Annotated in this window: 31 protein-coding genes; 24 read left to right on the top strand and 7 right to left on the bottom strand. The window is 38.4% G+C overall.

Annotated elements, in window-relative coordinates; genetic code table 11:
* The first annotated feature begins 91 nt into the window (after nt 1-91).
* From ABHN01_RS00845 to ABHN01_RS00820, 6 genes are all read left to right on the top strand, one after another.
* A complete protein-coding gene (locus tag ABHN01_RS00845) occupies nt 92-340 on the top strand; it encodes a hypothetical protein (protein WP_429873982.1) in 249 nt (82 codons plus the stop codon).
* Between the two features lie 76 nt (nt 341-416).
* On the top strand, nt 417-668 hold the full coding sequence (locus tag ABHN01_RS00840; protein ID WP_429873981.1) for a hypothetical protein: 252 nt from the start codon (nt 417-419) through the stop codon (nt 666-668).
* Nucleotides 669-741: 73 nt separating this feature from the next.
* Nucleotides 742-987 carry a hypothetical protein gene (locus ABHN01_RS00835; protein ID WP_429873980.1) on the top strand — a complete coding sequence of 82 codons (246 nt, stop codon included), beginning with the start codon at nt 742-744 and terminating at the stop codon, nt 985-987.
* 69 nt (nt 988-1,056) lie between these two features.
* Complete coding sequence (locus ABHN01_RS00830) at nt 1,057-1,260, top strand: hypothetical protein (RefSeq protein WP_429873979.1); 204 nt, start codon at nt 1,057-1,059, stop codon at nt 1,258-1,260.
* Nucleotides 1,261-1,296: 36 nt separating this feature from the next.
* Nucleotides 1,297-1,479 carry a hypothetical protein gene (locus ABHN01_RS00825; RefSeq protein ID WP_429873978.1) on the top strand — a complete coding sequence of 61 codons (183 nt, stop codon included), beginning with the start codon at nt 1,297-1,299 and terminating at the stop codon, nt 1,477-1,479.
* Nucleotides 1,480-1,497: 18 nt separating this feature from the next.
* The gene (locus ABHN01_RS00820) at nt 1,498-1,641 is read left to right on the top strand and encodes a helix-turn-helix domain-containing protein (RefSeq protein ID WP_429874006.1); all 144 of its coding nucleotides are present in this window, start codon (nt 1,498-1,500) and stop codon (nt 1,639-1,641) included.
* Nucleotides 1,642-1,907: 266 nt separating this feature from the next.
* Here the strand turns inward: ABHN01_RS00820 and ABHN01_RS00815 are convergent, their stop codons facing one another.
* Together ABHN01_RS00815 and ABHN01_RS00810 are read right to left on the bottom strand one after the other, a co-directional pair.
* Entirely contained in the window at nt 1,908-2,141 is a 234-nt protein-coding gene (locus ABHN01_RS00815) for a hypothetical protein (RefSeq protein WP_429873977.1), read from the bottom strand.
* 14 nt (nt 2,142-2,155) lie between these two features.
* Entirely contained in the window at nt 2,156-2,527 is a 372-nt protein-coding gene (locus ABHN01_RS00810; RefSeq protein WP_429873976.1) for a replication protein, read from the bottom strand.
* Between the two features lie 463 nt (nt 2,528-2,990).
* Between ABHN01_RS00810 and ABHN01_RS00805 the strand changes: the two genes are divergently transcribed.
* Genes ABHN01_RS00805 through ABHN01_RS00785 form a run of 5 tightly spaced genes read left to right on the top strand, consistent with a single transcriptional unit; the run spans nt 2,991 to nt 5,684 of the window.
* Nucleotides 2,991-3,980 carry a hypothetical protein gene (locus ABHN01_RS00805; RefSeq protein WP_429873975.1) on the top strand — a complete coding sequence of 330 codons (990 nt, stop codon included), beginning with the start codon at nt 2,991-2,993 and terminating at the stop codon, nt 3,978-3,980.
* A 2-nt stretch (nt 3,981-3,982) separates the two neighbouring features.
* Entirely contained in the window at nt 3,983-4,210 is a 228-nt protein-coding gene (locus tag ABHN01_RS00800; RefSeq protein WP_429873974.1) for a hypothetical protein, read from the top strand.
* The gene (locus ABHN01_RS00795) at nt 4,185-4,475 is read left to right on the top strand and encodes a hypothetical protein (RefSeq protein WP_429873973.1); all 291 of its coding nucleotides are present in this window, start codon (nt 4,185-4,187) and stop codon (nt 4,473-4,475) included. The genes ABHN01_RS00800 and ABHN01_RS00795 overlap by 26 nt, the downstream gene beginning before the upstream one ends.
* Nucleotides 4,476-4,531: 56 nt before the next feature.
* Nucleotides 4,532-5,329 (top strand): ParA family protein, encoded by a 798-nt coding sequence (locus ABHN01_RS00790; protein ID WP_429873972.1) that lies wholly within the window; start codon nt 4,532-4,534, stop codon nt 5,327-5,329.
* On the top strand, nt 5,298-5,684 hold the full coding sequence (locus tag ABHN01_RS00785; RefSeq protein WP_429873971.1) for a hypothetical protein: 387 nt from the start codon (nt 5,298-5,300) through the stop codon (nt 5,682-5,684). Before ABHN01_RS00790 ends, ABHN01_RS00785 begins: the two co-directional genes overlap by 32 nt.
* A gap of 110 nt (nt 5,685-5,794) precedes the next feature.
* On the opposite strand, the gene ABHN01_RS00780 is transcribed toward ABHN01_RS00785, so the two are convergent.
* From ABHN01_RS00780 to ABHN01_RS00765, 4 genes are read right to left on the bottom strand one after another with little or no spacing between them, the layout of a single operon-like run.
* Nucleotides 5,795-6,619: a hypothetical protein gene (locus ABHN01_RS00780; RefSeq protein ID WP_429873970.1), complete on the bottom strand. Its 825-nt coding sequence runs from the start codon at nt 6,617-6,619 to the stop codon at nt 5,795-5,797.
* Entirely contained in the window at nt 6,616-6,855 is a 240-nt protein-coding gene (locus tag ABHN01_RS00775; protein ID WP_429873969.1) for a hypothetical protein, read from the bottom strand. The genes ABHN01_RS00780 and ABHN01_RS00775 overlap by 4 nt, the downstream gene beginning before the upstream one ends.
* Nucleotides 6,856-6,875: 20 nt before the next feature.
* The gene (locus ABHN01_RS00770; RefSeq protein WP_429873968.1) at nt 6,876-7,208 is read right to left on the bottom strand and encodes a hypothetical protein; all 333 of its coding nucleotides are present in this window, start codon (nt 7,206-7,208) and stop codon (nt 6,876-6,878) included.
* On the bottom strand, nt 7,205-8,350 hold the full coding sequence (locus tag ABHN01_RS00765) for a ParM/StbA family protein (protein ID WP_429873967.1): 1,146 nt from the start codon (nt 8,348-8,350) through the stop codon (nt 7,205-7,207). The genes ABHN01_RS00770 and ABHN01_RS00765 overlap by 4 nt, the downstream gene beginning before the upstream one ends.
* A 243-nt stretch (nt 8,351-8,593) precedes the next feature.
* On the opposite strand from ABHN01_RS00765, the gene ABHN01_RS00760 reads away from it, so the two are divergent.
* From ABHN01_RS00760 to ABHN01_RS00725, 8 genes are all read left to right on the top strand, one after another.
* Entirely contained in the window at nt 8,594-9,082 is a 489-nt protein-coding gene (locus ABHN01_RS00760; protein ID WP_429873966.1) for a hypothetical protein, read from the top strand.
* On the top strand, nt 9,079-9,249 hold the full coding sequence (locus ABHN01_RS00755) for a hypothetical protein (protein ID WP_429873965.1): 171 nt from the start codon (nt 9,079-9,081) through the stop codon (nt 9,247-9,249). The genes ABHN01_RS00760 and ABHN01_RS00755 overlap by 4 nt, the downstream gene beginning before the upstream one ends.
* On the top strand, nt 9,246-9,434 hold the full coding sequence (locus tag ABHN01_RS00750) for a hypothetical protein (protein ID WP_429873964.1): 189 nt from the start codon (nt 9,246-9,248) through the stop codon (nt 9,432-9,434). The genes ABHN01_RS00755 and ABHN01_RS00750 overlap by 4 nt, the downstream gene beginning before the upstream one ends.
* 323 nt (nt 9,435-9,757) lie before the next feature.
* The gene (locus tag ABHN01_RS00745) at nt 9,758-10,225 is read left to right on the top strand and encodes a molecular chaperone DnaJ (protein WP_429873963.1); all 468 of its coding nucleotides are present in this window, start codon (nt 9,758-9,760) and stop codon (nt 10,223-10,225) included.
* A gap of 33 nt (nt 10,226-10,258) precedes the next feature.
* On the top strand, nt 10,259-10,681 hold the full coding sequence (locus tag ABHN01_RS00740; protein ID WP_429873962.1) for a hypothetical protein: 423 nt from the start codon (nt 10,259-10,261) through the stop codon (nt 10,679-10,681).
* Between the two features lie 236 nt (nt 10,682-10,917).
* Entirely contained in the window at nt 10,918-11,415 is a 498-nt protein-coding gene (locus ABHN01_RS00735) for a helix-turn-helix domain-containing protein (protein ID WP_429873961.1), read from the top strand.
* Between the two features lie 49 nt (nt 11,416-11,464).
* The gene (locus tag ABHN01_RS00730; protein ID WP_429873960.1) at nt 11,465-11,941 is read left to right on the top strand and encodes a SprT-like domain-containing protein; all 477 of its coding nucleotides are present in this window, start codon (nt 11,465-11,467) and stop codon (nt 11,939-11,941) included.
* Nucleotides 11,934-12,260 (top strand): hypothetical protein, encoded by a 327-nt coding sequence (locus ABHN01_RS00725; RefSeq protein WP_429873959.1) that lies wholly within the window; start codon nt 11,934-11,936, stop codon nt 12,258-12,260. The genes ABHN01_RS00730 and ABHN01_RS00725 overlap by 8 nt, the downstream gene beginning before the upstream one ends.
* 29 nt (nt 12,261-12,289) lie before the next feature.
* On the opposite strand, the gene ABHN01_RS00720 is transcribed toward ABHN01_RS00725, so the two are convergent.
* The gene (locus ABHN01_RS00720; protein WP_429873958.1) at nt 12,290-12,685 is read right to left on the bottom strand and encodes a helix-turn-helix domain-containing protein; all 396 of its coding nucleotides are present in this window, start codon (nt 12,683-12,685) and stop codon (nt 12,290-12,292) included.
* A 464-nt stretch (nt 12,686-13,149) separates the two neighbouring features.
* Between ABHN01_RS00720 and ABHN01_RS00715 the strand changes: the two genes are divergently transcribed.
* From ABHN01_RS00715 to ABHN01_RS00695, 5 genes are all read left to right on the top strand, one after another.
* Entirely contained in the window at nt 13,150-13,368 is a 219-nt protein-coding gene (locus ABHN01_RS00715) for a helix-turn-helix transcriptional regulator (RefSeq protein ID WP_429873957.1), read from the top strand.
* 82 nt (nt 13,369-13,450) lie between these two features.
* Complete coding sequence (locus ABHN01_RS00710; protein ID WP_429873956.1) at nt 13,451-13,717, top strand: hypothetical protein; 267 nt, start codon at nt 13,451-13,453, stop codon at nt 13,715-13,717.
* A 96-nt stretch (nt 13,718-13,813) separates the two neighbouring features.
* Nucleotides 13,814-13,999, top strand: a complete 186-nt coding sequence (locus tag ABHN01_RS00705; RefSeq protein WP_429873955.1) for a hypothetical protein — start codon at nt 13,814-13,816, stop codon at nt 13,997-13,999.
* Nucleotides 13,999-14,322, top strand: coding sequence for a hypothetical protein (locus tag ABHN01_RS00700; RefSeq protein WP_429873954.1), 324 nt, complete (start codon nt 13,999-14,001; stop codon nt 14,320-14,322). The genes ABHN01_RS00705 and ABHN01_RS00700 overlap by 1 nt, the downstream gene beginning before the upstream one ends.
* Complete coding sequence (locus tag ABHN01_RS00695) at nt 14,315-15,082, top strand: ERF family protein (protein WP_429873953.1); 768 nt, start codon at nt 14,315-14,317, stop codon at nt 15,080-15,082. The genes ABHN01_RS00700 and ABHN01_RS00695 overlap by 8 nt, the downstream gene beginning before the upstream one ends.
* Nucleotides 15,083-15,128: the final 46 nt, after the last annotated feature.

Raw genomic sequence — 15,128 nt, 5'->3', positions numbered from 1 at the left:
ACCATATTCTGTTGACAATGCGTCACCGCACTATTATAATAAGAGTATAGAAGTTCTCGAAAAGAGAACTAAACATACGGAGGTTATAAAAATGACAATCGAAAAAATGATAAAAGAAATGGAAACAACCTTAAAAGAAATTAAAAAAATCGGTTTAGAACTAAAACACAAAAATCCAGATAAAAAAGAAATATTGAACAGAGTTTTGAAACATTCGGATGATTGGGCTTTCCACTTAACCCAAAGAGTTATCGGAAACTACAGAAAGCCACAAATCGAAAAATGGTACAAACAAAGCAAAGTAAGCTTAAAACATGCAAAACGGGTTCAAGGAAATTAAAGCAATCACTAGGCCGCGCGGGTATAACCTGGGCGGCCATAGGTGGCAAAAAACAAAACAAAGGGAGGTAACAAAGATGAAAAAACAATTCGAATGCGACAAATGTACGGACGGAAGAATTGAATTCTTTTCACACGTTGACAACGGATTTTGCTATAAGTGTAACGGAACTGGAAAATTAAATTATGATCCAACACCTAAAGGATTCGTTCATGAAGAAGACGAGAACCGATGGTTGGAAGAACAAGAAGACATGGAAAGGGTTAGACAAGCGGAAATAGAGAATTGGATGGTAGCAAACAGAATTGAGGGTTATGAACACCTTTAAATATAGCTAAAAGGCCGGGCGCTCTCAGAGTTCCCGGCCATAGGTGGCAAAAAGATCATATGGAGGTTTTCAAATGGCGAACCGATACGAAAAATATTTATGGCTTGAGTTTTCTTATTTTGAAAATAACGAACATATCATATTGCTTTATGCAGGATATAAAAAGTACGTTGGCGGTCTGGAATGCGCTAAATGTGGTAAGAAATTAAAAACGGGCCATATCTTTACAGCTATGAACCGATACGAGGAAGAATGGATTTTTGGGAGCGAATGTGTAAAGGCGGTATTTGGCGAGGGGCTTAAAAAACTTAATGAATAGAAAACAAAACGGCCGCGCGGATCTTCCGGGCGGCCATAGGTGGCAAAAAGATCATATGGAGGTTAGAAGATGATTAAAAAATCGGTTCTGAAATGGATAGAAGTATCTTGTAAGAAAAACGCCCCTTATTGGAAGGGCAAGAAGGAGCGGGCCACTTATGTTTTATACGATCAAGTGGTTTTAGAAATCACCATAGAAGCGGTTAAAAGTCGTCTGAGCGACGTTAAAGAGGTCCTTAAGCTCAGAGCGTTACCCCGGGTTATTTCGGGGTAGGTGGAAAGACTATAAAATTTTTGGAGGATGATTTTAATGGGTGACAAATTAGTTCTTTGGTATGATTGGGAAAATCAAAAGAAGAAATGGGAAGTTTGCGATTCTGACGAACATTATCAAGAAATTATCGAAGAAGCCAAAAAGGAATGTGAAAGTTATTATCAGGTTATGGTTTTCGATATGGATGATGTTCTAAATCGAGGGAAAGACGATTTATGAAATGTACTTGAATACGCGATCGGTGTAGAAGAAGCATCAAGGATTACCGGCATTCCAGAAGGAACGATCAAAAACCATTGTGCAGCTGGCAAGATCACGGCAAAGAAGATCGGGAAAACATGGGTGATCGATAAAACAAAATTGAAGAAAAGATCATCATAAGGGGGTTGTCACATGGCAGCCCTCTTTTTTCTGGAGTGAGGGAGATATGGCACCTGTCAACGGTAAATGTCTGACCGAAGGGAATTTAAGGAGTTGACGGGTTCTGTCACCAAGACCCTATGGAACGCCTTAAAACACATCGTGTTTTGAGGGCAAGAAAAAAATAGGGGTTTCTTTTGGGATTTAAATTGAAAAGTTTTGGCGAACCTTTTTCAAAAGGTGGAAGGGTTTAAAAAAGCCCTACCTCAATTGGAAGGGCTGTTGGTCTAAAAAAAAATTGTTATCAATGGCGGAATTACAGATAAAAGTTTGTTGTGCTTCAGAATAGCAAAAATTCGTTCTACTTCTCTTTCTTTTGATAAGCCAGGAATATTATGTTTTTTTTCAATCTCAGTTAGCAGTAAGATCGTTTTTCTTTTTAGGATTGGATTTTGGAAGCAGTATCTTAAAGTGTGCAGGGTATTACCTGTTTTTTGCAAGACTTTAACTTTTCTATTCATACCAATGAATCCCCCTAGTTTGAGTTAAGATCGATTAATTGCTGCAAACGGTTACAGTCAAATTTCTCATACCGATCTATTTCCCATTCCTCCACATTTGAATTGATCTGGAATTCGTGGAAATCATTACGATGTTTTTTTCTTTTCCAGAAGATCACTTTTTTATCTTCAAGGTCTCCCAGTACTTTTTTAACTTTTGATTCATCGACCCCGGCGCAGAATTCAAAGTCATTTAGTTTAGGAATAATGCATGTTTCTTGGTTGTCGCTTATTGTCAGACGGGCAATTAAGTTCAATATGTTGACTTGCCTTTTTGTCAAGTCAAGGCAACAGAAAAGATCGTGACCTGTATGATCGGTGGTTTTTAAGTTAAACAAGTGTTCCAAGGTAATCCTCCCAATCAAGTGATTAAATATTATGAACAGTCTCCGTTATGTTGTTTTAGTATAAAATCTTTTTGTCACAATTTGCAAGGCTTTGGTATGATTTAGATAAAATAGTCGAAAAGTATGATTGGGTATTCAGAATGGGCAAGAGGGGAAAATCATGGGTTTTCTTTTCGAGAATTATAAGGTATAATTTATTAAAATAAATCGGACAAATGAAAAAACCTGTTAAGAATCTCCCTCGCCAAAGTTTGATTCGAAACAGGCCCGCAAGTTTGTTCCCATCTCCCGTAAAAAAAGATAGAGAAAAACTTTGAAAACATATTATTTGTTTATATTATACCCATTTTGAGAGAACTTTACAACCCTTTCAGATTGGGAAATTTAAGTAAAATTACGGGCGATTTCGGGAAAGGCTTCGGGTTCTTTTGTCTAATACAAAAGGATAAGGGGCTTTTTTGTGATGGAAAAAAAAGATAGAGATTTAATGCCGGTTGAGATCGTCTGGGGGAATCCGATTCTGGATGAAGGGTTTACGAACATTCCGAATCTCATTTTATTGAATTATACGAGGGTCGGTTTGAGTCATGCGGAATGGGGTTTGTTAACGATCATGATGTCGTTCAAACATGGTTCCGATGATATCTTTCCGTCTCAGGAAACCCTCGCCAGGATATTCTATGCCGATAAGTATCATCCAGATAAAAGCGAAAGAGCGTTGAGGAAGTTAATCAGTAGCATCGAGGATAAAGGTTTGATCGAGGCGGGTTATCGATACAAGAACGGCAAGCGGACATCGAATTATTATTCGTTTGCACCCTTGATCGAAGCGTGTTTGAAGTTTACAGAGAAGAAGGACAAGCCTGAAAACGGCGTCGTTATCAAGAAAAAGAAGAAGAAAAAGCTACAGGAACCAAAAGTTCCGGTAGTACAGGAACCAGAAGTTCCGGTAGTACAGGAACCGGAAGTTCCGGTAGTACAGGAACCAGAAGTTCCTACTAATAAGAAAAAGGAAAAAGCCAATAAGAATAAGCAAATAGAAAAAGAATCTATCTATCAGGAACAGATTAAACATATAGATTTACCGATCGATGTTAAAAGAGTGTTAGAAAAGAAGATTGATAGATTGATTCTCTTCGATGTTGATCTATTGGATGTTGAATTGAATTATAAAGTTTCAGGATTGACGCCTGCAGAATATGCGAATATCGTTAATACGATGTTACGTGTAGGGATTAAAACGAATTTTGATTCATTGGTCAAAGCATCTATTGCTACATACATAAAAAATCGATCCAAAAAGATCGTAGACGATCAACCGGCCTCTAAGGATTCAGGATTCAGTAAAGAAAATGATTATTATAATACGGTGTTCGGAGATCAGGAAGCAGCTGCAACGAAGGAAGAAGAAGAGAATCAGAAATGGCTTGAGGATTTATTGAAGGAGATTTAATCATGGGCAAAGATCAAGAGAAAATCCAATGCACCTATTGTCTGGAATTTATTGATCCAGAGATGTTAATGCCTTTATACGAAGAAGGAAAACCCGATTTAGAGCGGCAGTATTGTTTAGATTGTCTGCCGTTGATCGGGAATCTGTACCCTAACCAAAAGTTTGGTATATTAGGGGAACTTGCAAAAAAGGGAGAGAAGAAGAATGAAGATCGAAAACATCAGAAATGAAGTGTTAATGATAGATTCCGGTGCAATCGTGACGATGAGCCTACCGGAAAAGTTATTGATCGGTAGTGCTTTGCATTATCGTTTAATTGATCTGGAAAAATGGTTAGATGAGAACCGGGATCAGGCGGAGCGTTACGGGGTTGATCTCATGGATCAGGAGTGCGAAGTCGAAGAAATCCGGCAGATGATAAAGGAATTAGAATACGATAAGATCATCGAGGAAATGAACAGACAAAAAGGAAAATCCCCCCAAAACAAAGAATAACTAACCAATGTCAAAAAGTTCTCTTTTTGATAACATGGATTCCGGGGGTGAAAGTCATGTCAGCAAAAATTATTACTTTCGGTATACAAAAAGGAGGTTGCGGCAAAAGCACAACCTCTGGAATTATTTCATATTTCCTATCACAGAATGGTTATAAAGTATTAGCGGTCGATATGGACAGCCAGGGCAATATGACTGATCTGTTAACCGGTTTGGATACAGAAGAATTTGAGGGAAAAACGGTATTGGAAGCGATTGTCGAAGAAGATGCGAGTCCCTATATCTATCAAATCGCGGAGAACCTTCATATTTTGCCCTCAGACGATTATTTAGCCACATTGGCACGTTATCTATACGGAGTGGTAAAAGGCGTCAATTTACACCCGTCTTTAGCCTTACATCATGTTCTGGAGAAGGTAAGGGATCAATACGATTACATTATCATCGATACCCCTCCATCATTAAGCGAGCCGTTAATCAATAGCGTGTGCGCGTCGGATTATGTGTTAATCATGGCGGAAAGTTCAAAATGGGCCTATGACGCTATTCCTCGATTCATCGAGACGGTTCAGGCGGCGAAAATGAATTACGTTCCCCATCTGGAAATACTCGGAATTTTAAGGACGATGAATGACGCAAGGAGAGCGGATTCTAAGGCGTTTGTGGAGTTGATAGGGGAAACCCATCCCGATCTCGTTTTTGATACGATAATCAAGCGTAAGGCGTCCACAGGACGGGTGGCTATCGATGGTCTGTATGATAATAAAGAGTTTAACGAAGCAGTTAAACAATATCGTGATTTCTATAAGGAGTTGATGGAGCGTGTCGGAGCTGCCGCAGGATCAAAGCAATGAAAAGAAAAGCAAGGCGGAAACGTACAAAGATAAAATCTTGAAGAAACAGCAAAAAAGAAATGTGCATCAGGCGTTAATGGGTGATCCAGAAGTACACGAGCAATCAGAGGAAAAAGTTCCTCTGGATGAAAATATCAATATTGATAATGATAATGAGAATGATATTGATGAATTGGATGAATTAGAACAAAAGTATTCAAAGAAAAAGAGTTCAACCCTCCCTCATACGGTTTTTGTTGATCCAGAAGTGAAGAAAAAAATGATCGAATTGAAAGAAGCAAAAGGTAAAGGATTTCAATCTGAATTCGCGAATGCCGTACTTAAAAGAGCATTGAAAGAAAAAGGGTATTGGTAAAAAAGTAAATTAATGTTTTGTGTTTAGTTTAAATGCATGATATTGTTTTCTTGCTCTTAAAATTAGATTAGTAGAAACCCCTCACCGATTTGGTAAGGGGTTTTTATGTTTTATTTGACTTTTATTTTTACGCCGTCTAATTGTTCGATCATGGATTTCTCCGATTTTAAATTTTGTGACGAGATTCGTTTGTTCCATGATTTTTTAAAATTAAATGCTTGCCATCGATACCCGTTTTGACTTAAGTATTCTTTATGTTTGTAGCAATCCGAGACGAGAATATATAAGGTTTTTTCGATTGTGATATCGGTTGCTGCTATTACTTTTATATATTGCGGATCAACCCATTCCGAGACAACACCGAGTTCAGATTCTTGAATCGTGGTCGGGATTTCTTTTTCCCAACTGGAATCGTTTTTATTATAGCGGTATCCTCTTTCTCTTAATAAATCTTTTATCAGGAAGGAGTTAAATACCTTGATGATTACCGAGTCCTTTTTATAGTTGATCTCTGGGATGTCCCAGGATTCAATATCGCCGAAGTATTTATCTAATCGTTCGGGATCGGCGTTGTCGGTTGCAGTTAAACAAGAATCTTTTGATATGATCCCCATTCCGATTGCGGTACAAAGCAAACGATAATGTACGGCGTAAAATTCTTTTGTGTGATCCGATTTACCTCTCAGACAAGAATCGATATGATGAGCGAGTTCATGGATCGTCGTCGTGATGATATGTTCATTTGGTCGAGAAAGATTAAAAATCACAATCTTTCTTTTTCCCATACCGCGTTGATAGTGTCCATGTTTAGATTTCAATTCTTTATTACTGACCTCGATAAAGAATTTCGTGAATTTATTATCTGGATATTCTTCGTCTGGATAAGCATATCCGGCAATGTCACAAAGGATTTGATAGAGTTTATAACTATTCAATGTCGTGTTCCCCTTTCTTCAATTACCTCAAATTCGGTACGATACAAGGCAGAATCCGAGTCTTTCAAGTGATATAAGTATCTCCCATGCCCCCATTTCTTTCCTGTTTCCGTCGCATCCATAATCAAGTGAATTTGGTTATTCTCTTTTTCTCTGATAAACGTAAAATCAGGTACCCGTTTTTCATGTGAAGCAACAGCAGTTTTTATCAACATTTCCGAAATCATCTTTTCCATCTTGTATCCCTCCGTTTTATTTAACTATAGTCATCGTCTAAATCATCGATCGTATCCCATTCTTTCGGCGGTGTATCCGTCTCCCTGACGTCCGTATTTGCGATTTGAGCGAGTTTCGGGGGTTCAGGAGTGTTATCCCCTTCTGCCCCTTCTACAAGCTGAAATTTGTGGTTTTTCGGAAGGATCGAACCGATGTCGATCGGACCTGTTTTTTTATACAGTTCTTCGATCGCGTACAAAACGAAATCAGTGATTTCAGATTGTTGGTTGATCCAATCCAGAAATTCATGCGGCAGACTTTTTTTCAGGTAGAAAGGGACGCGGCTGCCATGCGTTAAGATTCTTTCTCTCATGCGGTTTCGAAATATTCTTCTTTTCGTTGTTCAAATCGCGGGGAAACGGTATACACCAGTAAGCCGAGAGCATTAACGAACATCGGGTCTTTCAGGAAAGTGACGGTCGATAGGCGTTTCTTTTGTTTCAGGATTTGAAACAGGTAGTTATGAGTAACAGCGGCACCACCACCGCAAATAAATACATGCGGAACATCTTTCATCTCGTCGATCTTGTTAATGATCGCCTGGGACATCTGGAGAGCAAGACCGTACAATCCGGTTTCAGCAAATTGAACGAGATCGTTATGTCTCGGATGTTCTGAATCGAAATAGATTTCGTTAAATTCTGCAATTGAATCAATCTCTTTCGATTTCATGTGATTCCATCGTTTAATGATTTCAAGGATCGTTTTTTTCACCCCGTAACCTAATCCTTCTGATAGTTTCGCAATGTAGCGAACCCCTTTCATAACCACCATTTCCGTTGTTCCTGAACCGATATCGAAGATCAACATCGATCGGTTTCTAAAATCGACGGTTATGATTTCTTCATTTACTTCAATTTTTCGCGGGACGGTGTTCCCGTTGGAATCAAAGACGATTCCCCATGCTCCAGCTGCACCTTCAGGGAGACATACACAGTATTCAATATCAATCACGATTTTCACATCGCGTCCAGAAGGATGATGAAATGTGACGTCGTGTTTACCCATGAAGCGATCAGCGTTTTCTTTTGCGGTTTCTGGTGTGATCGTTTTGATCGGTAATGCTACAGATAGATCATATTTGATATGGATCAAGTCTGAATCTTTGTTCATTCGAATGGATTGGATCGCGAGTCCGGCTAGTGTGAGGATAAGCGGCATCTCATCGGTTGATTTGTCCGATCTCTTCTCCATTTCAATCGGATCAAGCATATCAGTCATTACCTTTTCGCCGATGATGTATCGACGGGCTTTATCTCCGATCAGTGATTTACTTGCGATCGTCACATCGATGTTGTTATGAAGTTCCTCCGGGGCGATGTCTTTTGCATCAAGTTCCGTCGATTTCTCGCCCATGTAAAGGCTGTAAACCGATTGAATCATAAGGGGATTCATGTCCTTTACACATAGTTTTAAACCGTTGTTTCCGGCGTCTGCGCCTGCTTTAAACGTCATTCTAACCTCTCCTTTTTGTATTGAGATGTATACAGTTGTATTGACTATTTTGTATACACCTGTATGAAGTTGTATTGACTTCTTGTAATCTAATATACCATGAAGAGGAAACAAAAACAATAAAATTAATTCGCAAATAGAGAACTTTTTTACCGAAAAAGGCTTTACCATGCTCCAAAATACTGTTATTATATGAATATAGAAGTTCTCGTAAAGAGAACGAATCGAAAGGGTTGTTAATGAATGGCTAAATTATCTAAAACAATGCAAAAGGTTATGAATCAGTTTGAGGAAGCGGAACATTATTATCAAGTCGTCGGGGAAAAGAATCACAGCATCATATTTCATAACGATAAAGGTCGATTCTCGATTGGTTTTACAGATACTTGGATTTATCATGATGGTATGTTCGGAATCACAGCAGATACTAAAACCTTACAGGCTCTTGAAAAACGCGGGCTTATCAAAATACACGAAATCGGCGGAAGCGTTGCCGACGTTATAGAGGTTATTGGCAAAACACCGCATAAGCCACTAAAAAGAGCGGTGAAAATTAACGTAAATAGAAAAACTAAGACTAGCGAGCATAACCTAACTGAATATATGGACGCGAACAGCACGACAGCAGAAGAAGTACAAAAAAGATATGTTGAACGATTCCCTTCAGTCGAATGGAAAGTGATTGAATTAGGAGAGGTTGTTGAATTGACTAGATGGGATTATACGAAATGAGCGCTGCAAAAGAAAAGAATCGTGAAAAACTTCAGGAAATTGCAGATGTAATCGGTGACGGTGCTTTAACAGAAATGTTCTGGGATATGTTCGATGACTTATCGATTAAAAATCAGAAGCATTATCTCGAGCGTGCTGAGCGGATTATGAAGGAGGCGACGAAATGAACAAGAGATATGTTGCATGGTGCGAAGAATGGTGCATAGGTGAAGATGAAAATGGAAAAGAGATTTGGAAAAACATGTGGGGTGTTAAAGATAACACTACGAATGAATGGGCGTTACTTCCAGAGTTGATCGACGGGAAATACAACATAGCAAGAACAAGAGCAAAAGAAATGAATCAGTTATGAGAAAAAGGAGCCAAGCGGCTCTTTTTTTGTTCTTCTTTTTATCAATAACTTTATGATCCGAAAGGTGAATATCCTCAAAAATAACCCGATTTAGATTTTTAACGATATTTATATTAACCTCCAGAATGTTAGATATCTCTTTAAATACAAGTATAGCTATAATTTTATCAATAAAGATATCAATATTGATAATAATATCAATAAATTTATTCACAATATGAGAATAAAGACTTTACCGCCGTATCCATGACCTATAAAATAAGAGTATAGAAGTTCTCGAAAAGAGAATCCACCACAGAACAATAAAAAAGGAGATCGGAATCATGAGATATTTTAAGAACATCGAAACATTGGAAGAGTTAAAGAAAGCTTATAGAAAGTTATGCAAGGTTCATCATCCAGACGCGGGCGGCAAGCACGAGGATTTCGTTGCAATGAGAGCGGAATACGAAAGAATCTTGGAAGGGTTCAAATCAGGAAGAAAAGCATCTGGAGCATCTGCTCAGGAAATGGATCAATTCGCGGACATCATCGACGGGTTAATGAAATTCGATCTAACGATTGAGATCGTCGGAACATGGGTGTGGGTGACAGGCGATACAAAGCCCGTAAAGGAAGAATTAAAGTCTCTAGGGTTTAAGTGGGCAAACAAGAAAAAAGCGTGGTATTGGCATGAAGGAGAGTACAAGCGCAAAGGTAAAAAGGAATACACGATGGACGATATTCGAAATATGCATGGATCAGCGGTTGTCCGATATGACAAACCGGAAAGGAAAGCGATCGGGGCTTAATGCTCCGATTGTTTTTATAGGGGGATGAGACGAGTGTATATCAATTCGACGGATTACGATTTTAAGCACATTTACGATCTGAATACATTAAAGAATTATGCCGAATACGCGGAACGGGATATCGAGCGATGTTTGGAAGCAATAAAGAAGTGCCGGGAATATCAGTTGGGAATCCATGAGCATGTTCAGAACGTGATCCAGACGTCCTTTAAGAAATATGCAGTCATTCAGCGGCGTGAGAATTGGAGTTCTAAACGCGTTGAGTATTATGTCCATCTGGACGATCGGCCTGTGTTAGATACGGATCGTGTCGGCGGCAAATGGATCATCGGAGTCGGATCGCATCATAAGATGTTTCCCGGCAAAGAACGAAGCGCGGCGATCTTATATGTGAAGCAGCTGGCAAGAGATCATCAGGCAGAGATTGAGGCGAAAGGATTCAAGTTAAATATATAAAGAATGATCTAAATAACAATATCTATATAAATATTGATAATGATATCGGTGTTCATCTTTAGGTGAATGCCTTTATTTATGTCTTTATCTATCAATTTAATGAGAAAAATAAATTTATAAATATACTCAAAAAGATTTATAAAAAGACTTTACCATTATTTGGAATACCTGTATTATATAAATATAGAAGTTCTCGTAAAGAGAACGATAAAACATCTTATTGGAGGATTCAAAGAATGAAAAAATTTAAAGCAGTAAATAAAAGAAGCGGTAAAGAGTTCGTCGTCGTGGTTCTTGGTGAAGATAAATATCTAACAATCGAAAGTTCAACAGGCAAGGAGAAAGAGATCAAAGCGGCAACGATCAAACGTCATTTCGTTCTCGGTGAAGAGATCGTTCCAGAAGTGAAAAAAGAGGAAATCAAGAAGGAAGCTGCACCGAAGAAAAAAGTAATCAAAGTTAAAAAGCAAGAACAAAAGAAAGAGGATCAGCCGAGGAAACATTCTCGATCAGCATTGAAAAAGGATGGATCAGTAAGAACGGATAAATTCAAACCGAAGTTAACGGCTGAGATCGTTTCAGAGATCAAAACAAAGTTAGCGGCAGGGGAGAAGCAAGCTCATCTGGCCCGTGAATATGGAGTATCGAATCAAACGATCCGTTGCTTGAGATTCGGATGGATGTGGAAAGAAGTTCAACCTATCTTACCGACACAAGAAAACATTGGGGCGTAAATCGCCCCTTATAAATCAAATTAAATAATCTTATTGGGGGAAAGAGAAAATGTTAAAAGTTTCAATGGTGGAGTTGTATCAAGAGGCGGAGAATTTTTTAAATGAGCATTTCGGTTTAAGTTTAGAAGTTCCGATCCGTGTTGCGGCACGAATGACGCGTACAATGGGATGCTTTAAACATTACAGATCGTGGAATCGTCCGATCGAGATTAAGTTATCGGAAAAAATGTTAACACATCATGATCCAGAGGTATCGATCGATGTATTGAGACACGAATTGATCCATTATGCGTTATACATGTTACAGCAGCCGTACAAAGATAAAGACGAGAATTTCAAAAGTACATGCAGACGGTTAGGGGTAGCATTGACAAGAACATATCAATTTAAAGGCGAGATTTACACGTATGGATGCGCGTCAGGATGTTCGGAATGGAAATTCAAAACGCGAAGAAATTTTGACAGGCATCATTGCAGGAAATGTAAAAAACATATTGTTTATAAAGGGGAGAAGGTCATTGCTTAATATCAATAATAATATCAATATTAATAACGATAAAGATAATGATATTTATAAATATGATGCGCGGGGTCGATTGGAATATCACCCCGACATCCATCCAAATCAGGGGAAAGCCTGGACGATGAATGATCTGGAGTATCTATGCAAGTTTTACGAGCATGATGGCGTGAGGTTGATGGCAGCTGCGTTAGGTCGCACCGAACCGTCGGTTGTATATTGCGCGGAGAGTTTAAAGAAAAAAATGGATGAAAAGACAGGGAAATCGATGTTCGATCTCTATCGGGAAATGAATTTGAATTATATAGAAATAAGAAGAGACTAAGGATCAGAACCTAGTCTCTTTTTATTTCTTTATTTATTCGATTTGATTTCGTCTGTTTGATTTTCCGATTTTGATGGAAGGTTCGCGATGTTTTCCAATGTTCGAATTAAGAAGTTCATATCATTTTCACTCATCGTTTTTCCACCGATCGTAAAGTCTTTTTCATACTTGATGTATTGCAAAAGATTAATGTGTGGGTTATATGGATTATCCGTTCTATCAATCAGATAATCAGATGTAGTCTGTAAAGCGTCAGCCAGTTTGGAAAGGTCTTTTGCAAGCGGAGTCCTGAAATATTTTCCGGGTGTTTCTTCTTTTTCATAACCTGCAATCGTCGATTTTGCTTTTCCGGTTAATTCTGCTACTTCAGGTAATTTTAAACCTAATTCTAATCTTCTTTTTCGTGCGCGGTCGCCTCTAAACATTATATCTTCTCCCCCAGTAATAGTAAGTATATTCCTCTAGTTACCCTAACTTCTCATTTCTAATAGTTCTATTAATTATTTAAGTTTATGTCAGTCTTTCAACAAAAAGCAGGATTATGTTGAAAGAGTGATTGTTCCCGAAACGGGAACTTTTGTGTTTTTAAATAGGTTTTAATTTTTAGATTTTATTTAGATAGTTATAAAGAATTCCATTAATGTAATAAAACATTACGTGTTCTCGAAAAGAAATCTTCGATTATTAACATTAAATAATAATTTAGATTAAATTACAACCTTACAACTATAAAACTTCTCTTAAAGAGTAACTTAAAAGGACGTTTTTACCTTTTTTATTTTGAATTGAATTGTACTCTTGACCAAGTTCTCGGAACGAGTATATTCTAATTATACGATTCTCGGAAAGAGAAAATCAATAGAAACTTATGGGAAGGATGTCTAATTTTATGGAAAAAGAAAGAAGTTGGTTAATAGATATGCGGAAACAAAAGGAATTGACTCAATCCGATGTCGGAAACGCGGTCGGATTATCTAAGAATCACATATGCGGGATCGAGAAAGGGAAGAAAAATCCGTCTCCTGAAAAGGCTTACAGATTGGGTAAATTCTTCGATTTCGAGTGGAAAAAATTTTATGAATTTCAGGAAAAAAGTGATCAAAAATAGTTTACCGCCGTCTGAAAAACCTGTACTCTATGCTTGTAAGAAGTTCTCGAAAAGAGAACGAACAAGTAAAGGAGAATGTAAAATGTCAGTCGAAAACGGCATGGTTATAAGTGAAATTGATTTAAGGAGCGGAATGAATTATTTCGCAGATGTTCCAGAAATTGAAGTAAAGGAAGAGATCGAAGAGATTGAATGTGCTTGTGGGTGCGGAACGTTGATCGACGAAACAAACGATAAGAATTATCTAATGAGTACGGTTTATGAAGAGTTAATTAATCCGAGCGTATCTTGTGCGAGAAGATATGCAGAAATGAACAAAGACCTGGTGTGCGAGACCAAGTCTAAGTAAGGAAATTCACATTCTAAAAGGCAGAATGAGAAAATGTAAAGTTCTCTGATAGATTACCATGATCGTTCTGCCTTTTCAATAAGGAGAAACAAAATAATGGAAAAACAACAGAAAATGTACACGTTCTTTTTCAGAACGTTGATGTATAACAAACTCGGAGTTGATGCTCCTGATTATGATTCGGCTTACAAGTGGGCGAGAAATGCGGGTCATACGATTGAAGCCTATAAAGGTTGCGAGGAAATTATTCCTTTGAACGGGCCTCGAAAGGTGGAGTTTTAATGGCGGATCGGTTCATGTTCAATGTTGAGACGGCGTTGGAAGAGTTTAAACGGCTCCGTAGGAATTGCAAAAAGGATATATATGATCTCAAAGAATCGATTGATTTTCATCAAAATGAAGTTCTGGATAGAATCGATAAATTGGAATTATTTGAAATGAAATTAGCGGATTTTGATTATTATATCGATCTTATCGAGAGAAGAGCGAAGGAAGCTGCGGAATTGTTGGACGAAGAAGAGGAAGCTCAGGGGGATCAGGAGGTCTCTCCAGAGGTTCCAGAACAGAAAGAAGAATCGGAAAAGGAGAAAGTAACAAATGAATAGATCGGAAACCATCGGGGAAATCGCAAAAGCATTGGCCAAGTTTCAGGGAGAGGTTAAGAATCCAAAACGTACAAACAAAAATGATTATTATAACAGCAGTTATGCTCCGTTGGATGAAGTAATCAATACAGGTAAATTGCCATTATCGAAATACGGTTTATCGTACGTCCAGAGTCCAAAACATGAAGATGGTTATGTTTCATTGACGACGTTGTTAATGCATGAGTCGGGCGAATGGTTGGAAAGTGAGCCTTTACGTCTCCCTGCATGGAAGGACAAGAAGAACGGCGACAAGGAATTAAACGCGCAAACAGTCGGTATCGGTGTCACCTACGGACGTAGATATCAGTTAGAATCGATGCTCGGTCTTTCTAGTGAAGAGGACGACGATGGAAACGGAATCTCAGTGGATCAGGATCAGGGAAGCCGTCAGGGAATCAGTCAGGGACGCCAGCAGTACGATCAGCAAAGACAGCAGAAGAAGCAGGAGCAATCAGGCAAGGATGCAAGTACAGCACAACTCGGATATTTGAATCGATTAGTAAATGATTTAGCGAAAAAGGAAGGAACCTCGCGGGATGCTGTTCTCACAGAGTTAGCAAAAGGTAAACAGAAAATCAATTTGAATCGGGTTTCTCAGGATGAAGAAATGAAGATTGAAGTTATTGCGGTCGGTGAAGCGTCTCGGGCGATTAATTATCTGAATGGTCGAGTGAAAGGATCAATCGAAGCACCGAAAGAACCAGTAAACACGAAATAAAGAGGGGGCGATGGACGCCCCTTTATCTATAGAAAGGGTTTGAAAA

Origin of the sequence: Fictibacillus sp. NRS-1165, assembly GCF_050468105.1 — a bacterium.
Taxonomy (GTDB): Bacteria; Bacillota; Bacilli; order Bacillales; family Fictibacillaceae; genus Fictibacillus_C; species Fictibacillus_C terrinigri.
The sequence above is the reverse complement of the archived record's forward strand: the minus strand, read 5'-3'. Positions and strand labels throughout refer to the sequence as shown.

Excerpts from the sequence above, each read along its gene's own strand:
- ABHN01_RS00695 (WP_429873953.1), top strand. The coding sequence starts at position 14,315 with ATGAATAGATCGGAAACCATCGGGGAAATCGCAAAAGCATTGGCCAAG.
- ABHN01_RS00760 (WP_429873966.1), top strand. The coding sequence starts at position 8,594 with ATGGCTAAATTATCTAAAACAATGCAAAAGGTTATGAATCAGTTTGAG.
- ABHN01_RS00715 (WP_429873957.1), top strand. The coding sequence starts at position 13,150 with ATGGAAAAAGAAAGAAGTTGGTTAATAGATATGCGGAAACAAAAGGAA.
- ABHN01_RS00710 (WP_429873956.1), top strand. The coding sequence starts at position 13,451 with ATGTCAGTCGAAAACGGCATGGTTATAAGTGAAATTGATTTAAGGAGC.
- ABHN01_RS00800 (WP_429873974.1), top strand. The coding sequence starts at position 3,983 with ATGGGCAAAGATCAAGAGAAAATCCAATGCACCTATTGTCTGGAATTT.
- ABHN01_RS00815 (WP_429873977.1), bottom strand. The coding sequence starts at position 2,141 with ATGAATAGAAAAGTTAAAGTCTTGCAAAAAACAGGTAATACCCTGCAC.
- ABHN01_RS00845 (WP_429873982.1), top strand. The coding sequence starts at position 92 with ATGACAATCGAAAAAATGATAAAAGAAATGGAAACAACCTTAAAAGAA.
- ABHN01_RS00730 (WP_429873960.1), top strand. The coding sequence starts at position 11,465 with ATGTTAAAAGTTTCAATGGTGGAGTTGTATCAAGAGGCGGAGAATTTT.
- ABHN01_RS00775 (WP_429873969.1), bottom strand. The coding sequence starts at position 6,855 with ATGGAAAAGATGATTTCGGAAATGTTGATAAAAACTGCTGTTGCTTCA.
- ABHN01_RS00805 (WP_429873975.1), top strand. The coding sequence starts at position 2,991 with ATGGAAAAAAAAGATAGAGATTTAATGCCGGTTGAGATCGTCTGGGGG.
- ABHN01_RS00790 (WP_429873972.1), top strand. The coding sequence starts at position 4,532 with ATGTCAGCAAAAATTATTACTTTCGGTATACAAAAAGGAGGTTGCGGC.
- ABHN01_RS00755 (WP_429873965.1), top strand. The coding sequence starts at position 9,079 with ATGAGCGCTGCAAAAGAAAAGAATCGTGAAAAACTTCAGGAAATTGCA.
- ABHN01_RS00830 (WP_429873979.1), top strand. The coding sequence starts at position 1,057 with ATGATTAAAAAATCGGTTCTGAAATGGATAGAAGTATCTTGTAAGAAA.
- ABHN01_RS00750 (WP_429873964.1), top strand. The coding sequence starts at position 9,246 with ATGAACAAGAGATATGTTGCATGGTGCGAAGAATGGTGCATAGGTGAA.
- ABHN01_RS00745 (WP_429873963.1), top strand. The coding sequence starts at position 9,758 with ATGAGATATTTTAAGAACATCGAAACATTGGAAGAGTTAAAGAAAGCT.
- ABHN01_RS00765 (WP_429873967.1), bottom strand. The coding sequence starts at position 8,350 with ATGACGTTTAAAGCAGGCGCAGACGCCGGAAACAACGGTTTAAAACTA.
- ABHN01_RS00825 (WP_429873978.1), top strand. The coding sequence starts at position 1,297 with ATGGGTGACAAATTAGTTCTTTGGTATGATTGGGAAAATCAAAAGAAG.
- ABHN01_RS00700 (WP_429873954.1), top strand. The coding sequence starts at position 13,999 with ATGGCGGATCGGTTCATGTTCAATGTTGAGACGGCGTTGGAAGAGTTT.
- ABHN01_RS00840 (WP_429873981.1), top strand. The coding sequence starts at position 417 with ATGAAAAAACAATTCGAATGCGACAAATGTACGGACGGAAGAATTGAA.
- ABHN01_RS00720 (WP_429873958.1), bottom strand. The coding sequence starts at position 12,685 with ATGTTTAGAGGCGACCGCGCACGAAAAAGAAGATTAGAATTAGGTTTA.
- ABHN01_RS00705 (WP_429873955.1), top strand. The coding sequence starts at position 13,814 with ATGGAAAAACAACAGAAAATGTACACGTTCTTTTTCAGAACGTTGATG.
- ABHN01_RS00795 (WP_429873973.1), top strand. The coding sequence starts at position 4,185 with ATGAAGATCGAAAACATCAGAAATGAAGTGTTAATGATAGATTCCGGT.
- ABHN01_RS00770 (WP_429873968.1), bottom strand. The coding sequence starts at position 7,208 with ATGAGAGAAAGAATCTTAACGCATGGCAGCCGCGTCCCTTTCTACCTG.
- ABHN01_RS00735 (WP_429873961.1), top strand. The coding sequence starts at position 10,918 with ATGAAAAAATTTAAAGCAGTAAATAAAAGAAGCGGTAAAGAGTTCGTC.
- ABHN01_RS00835 (WP_429873980.1), top strand. The coding sequence starts at position 742 with ATGGCGAACCGATACGAAAAATATTTATGGCTTGAGTTTTCTTATTTT.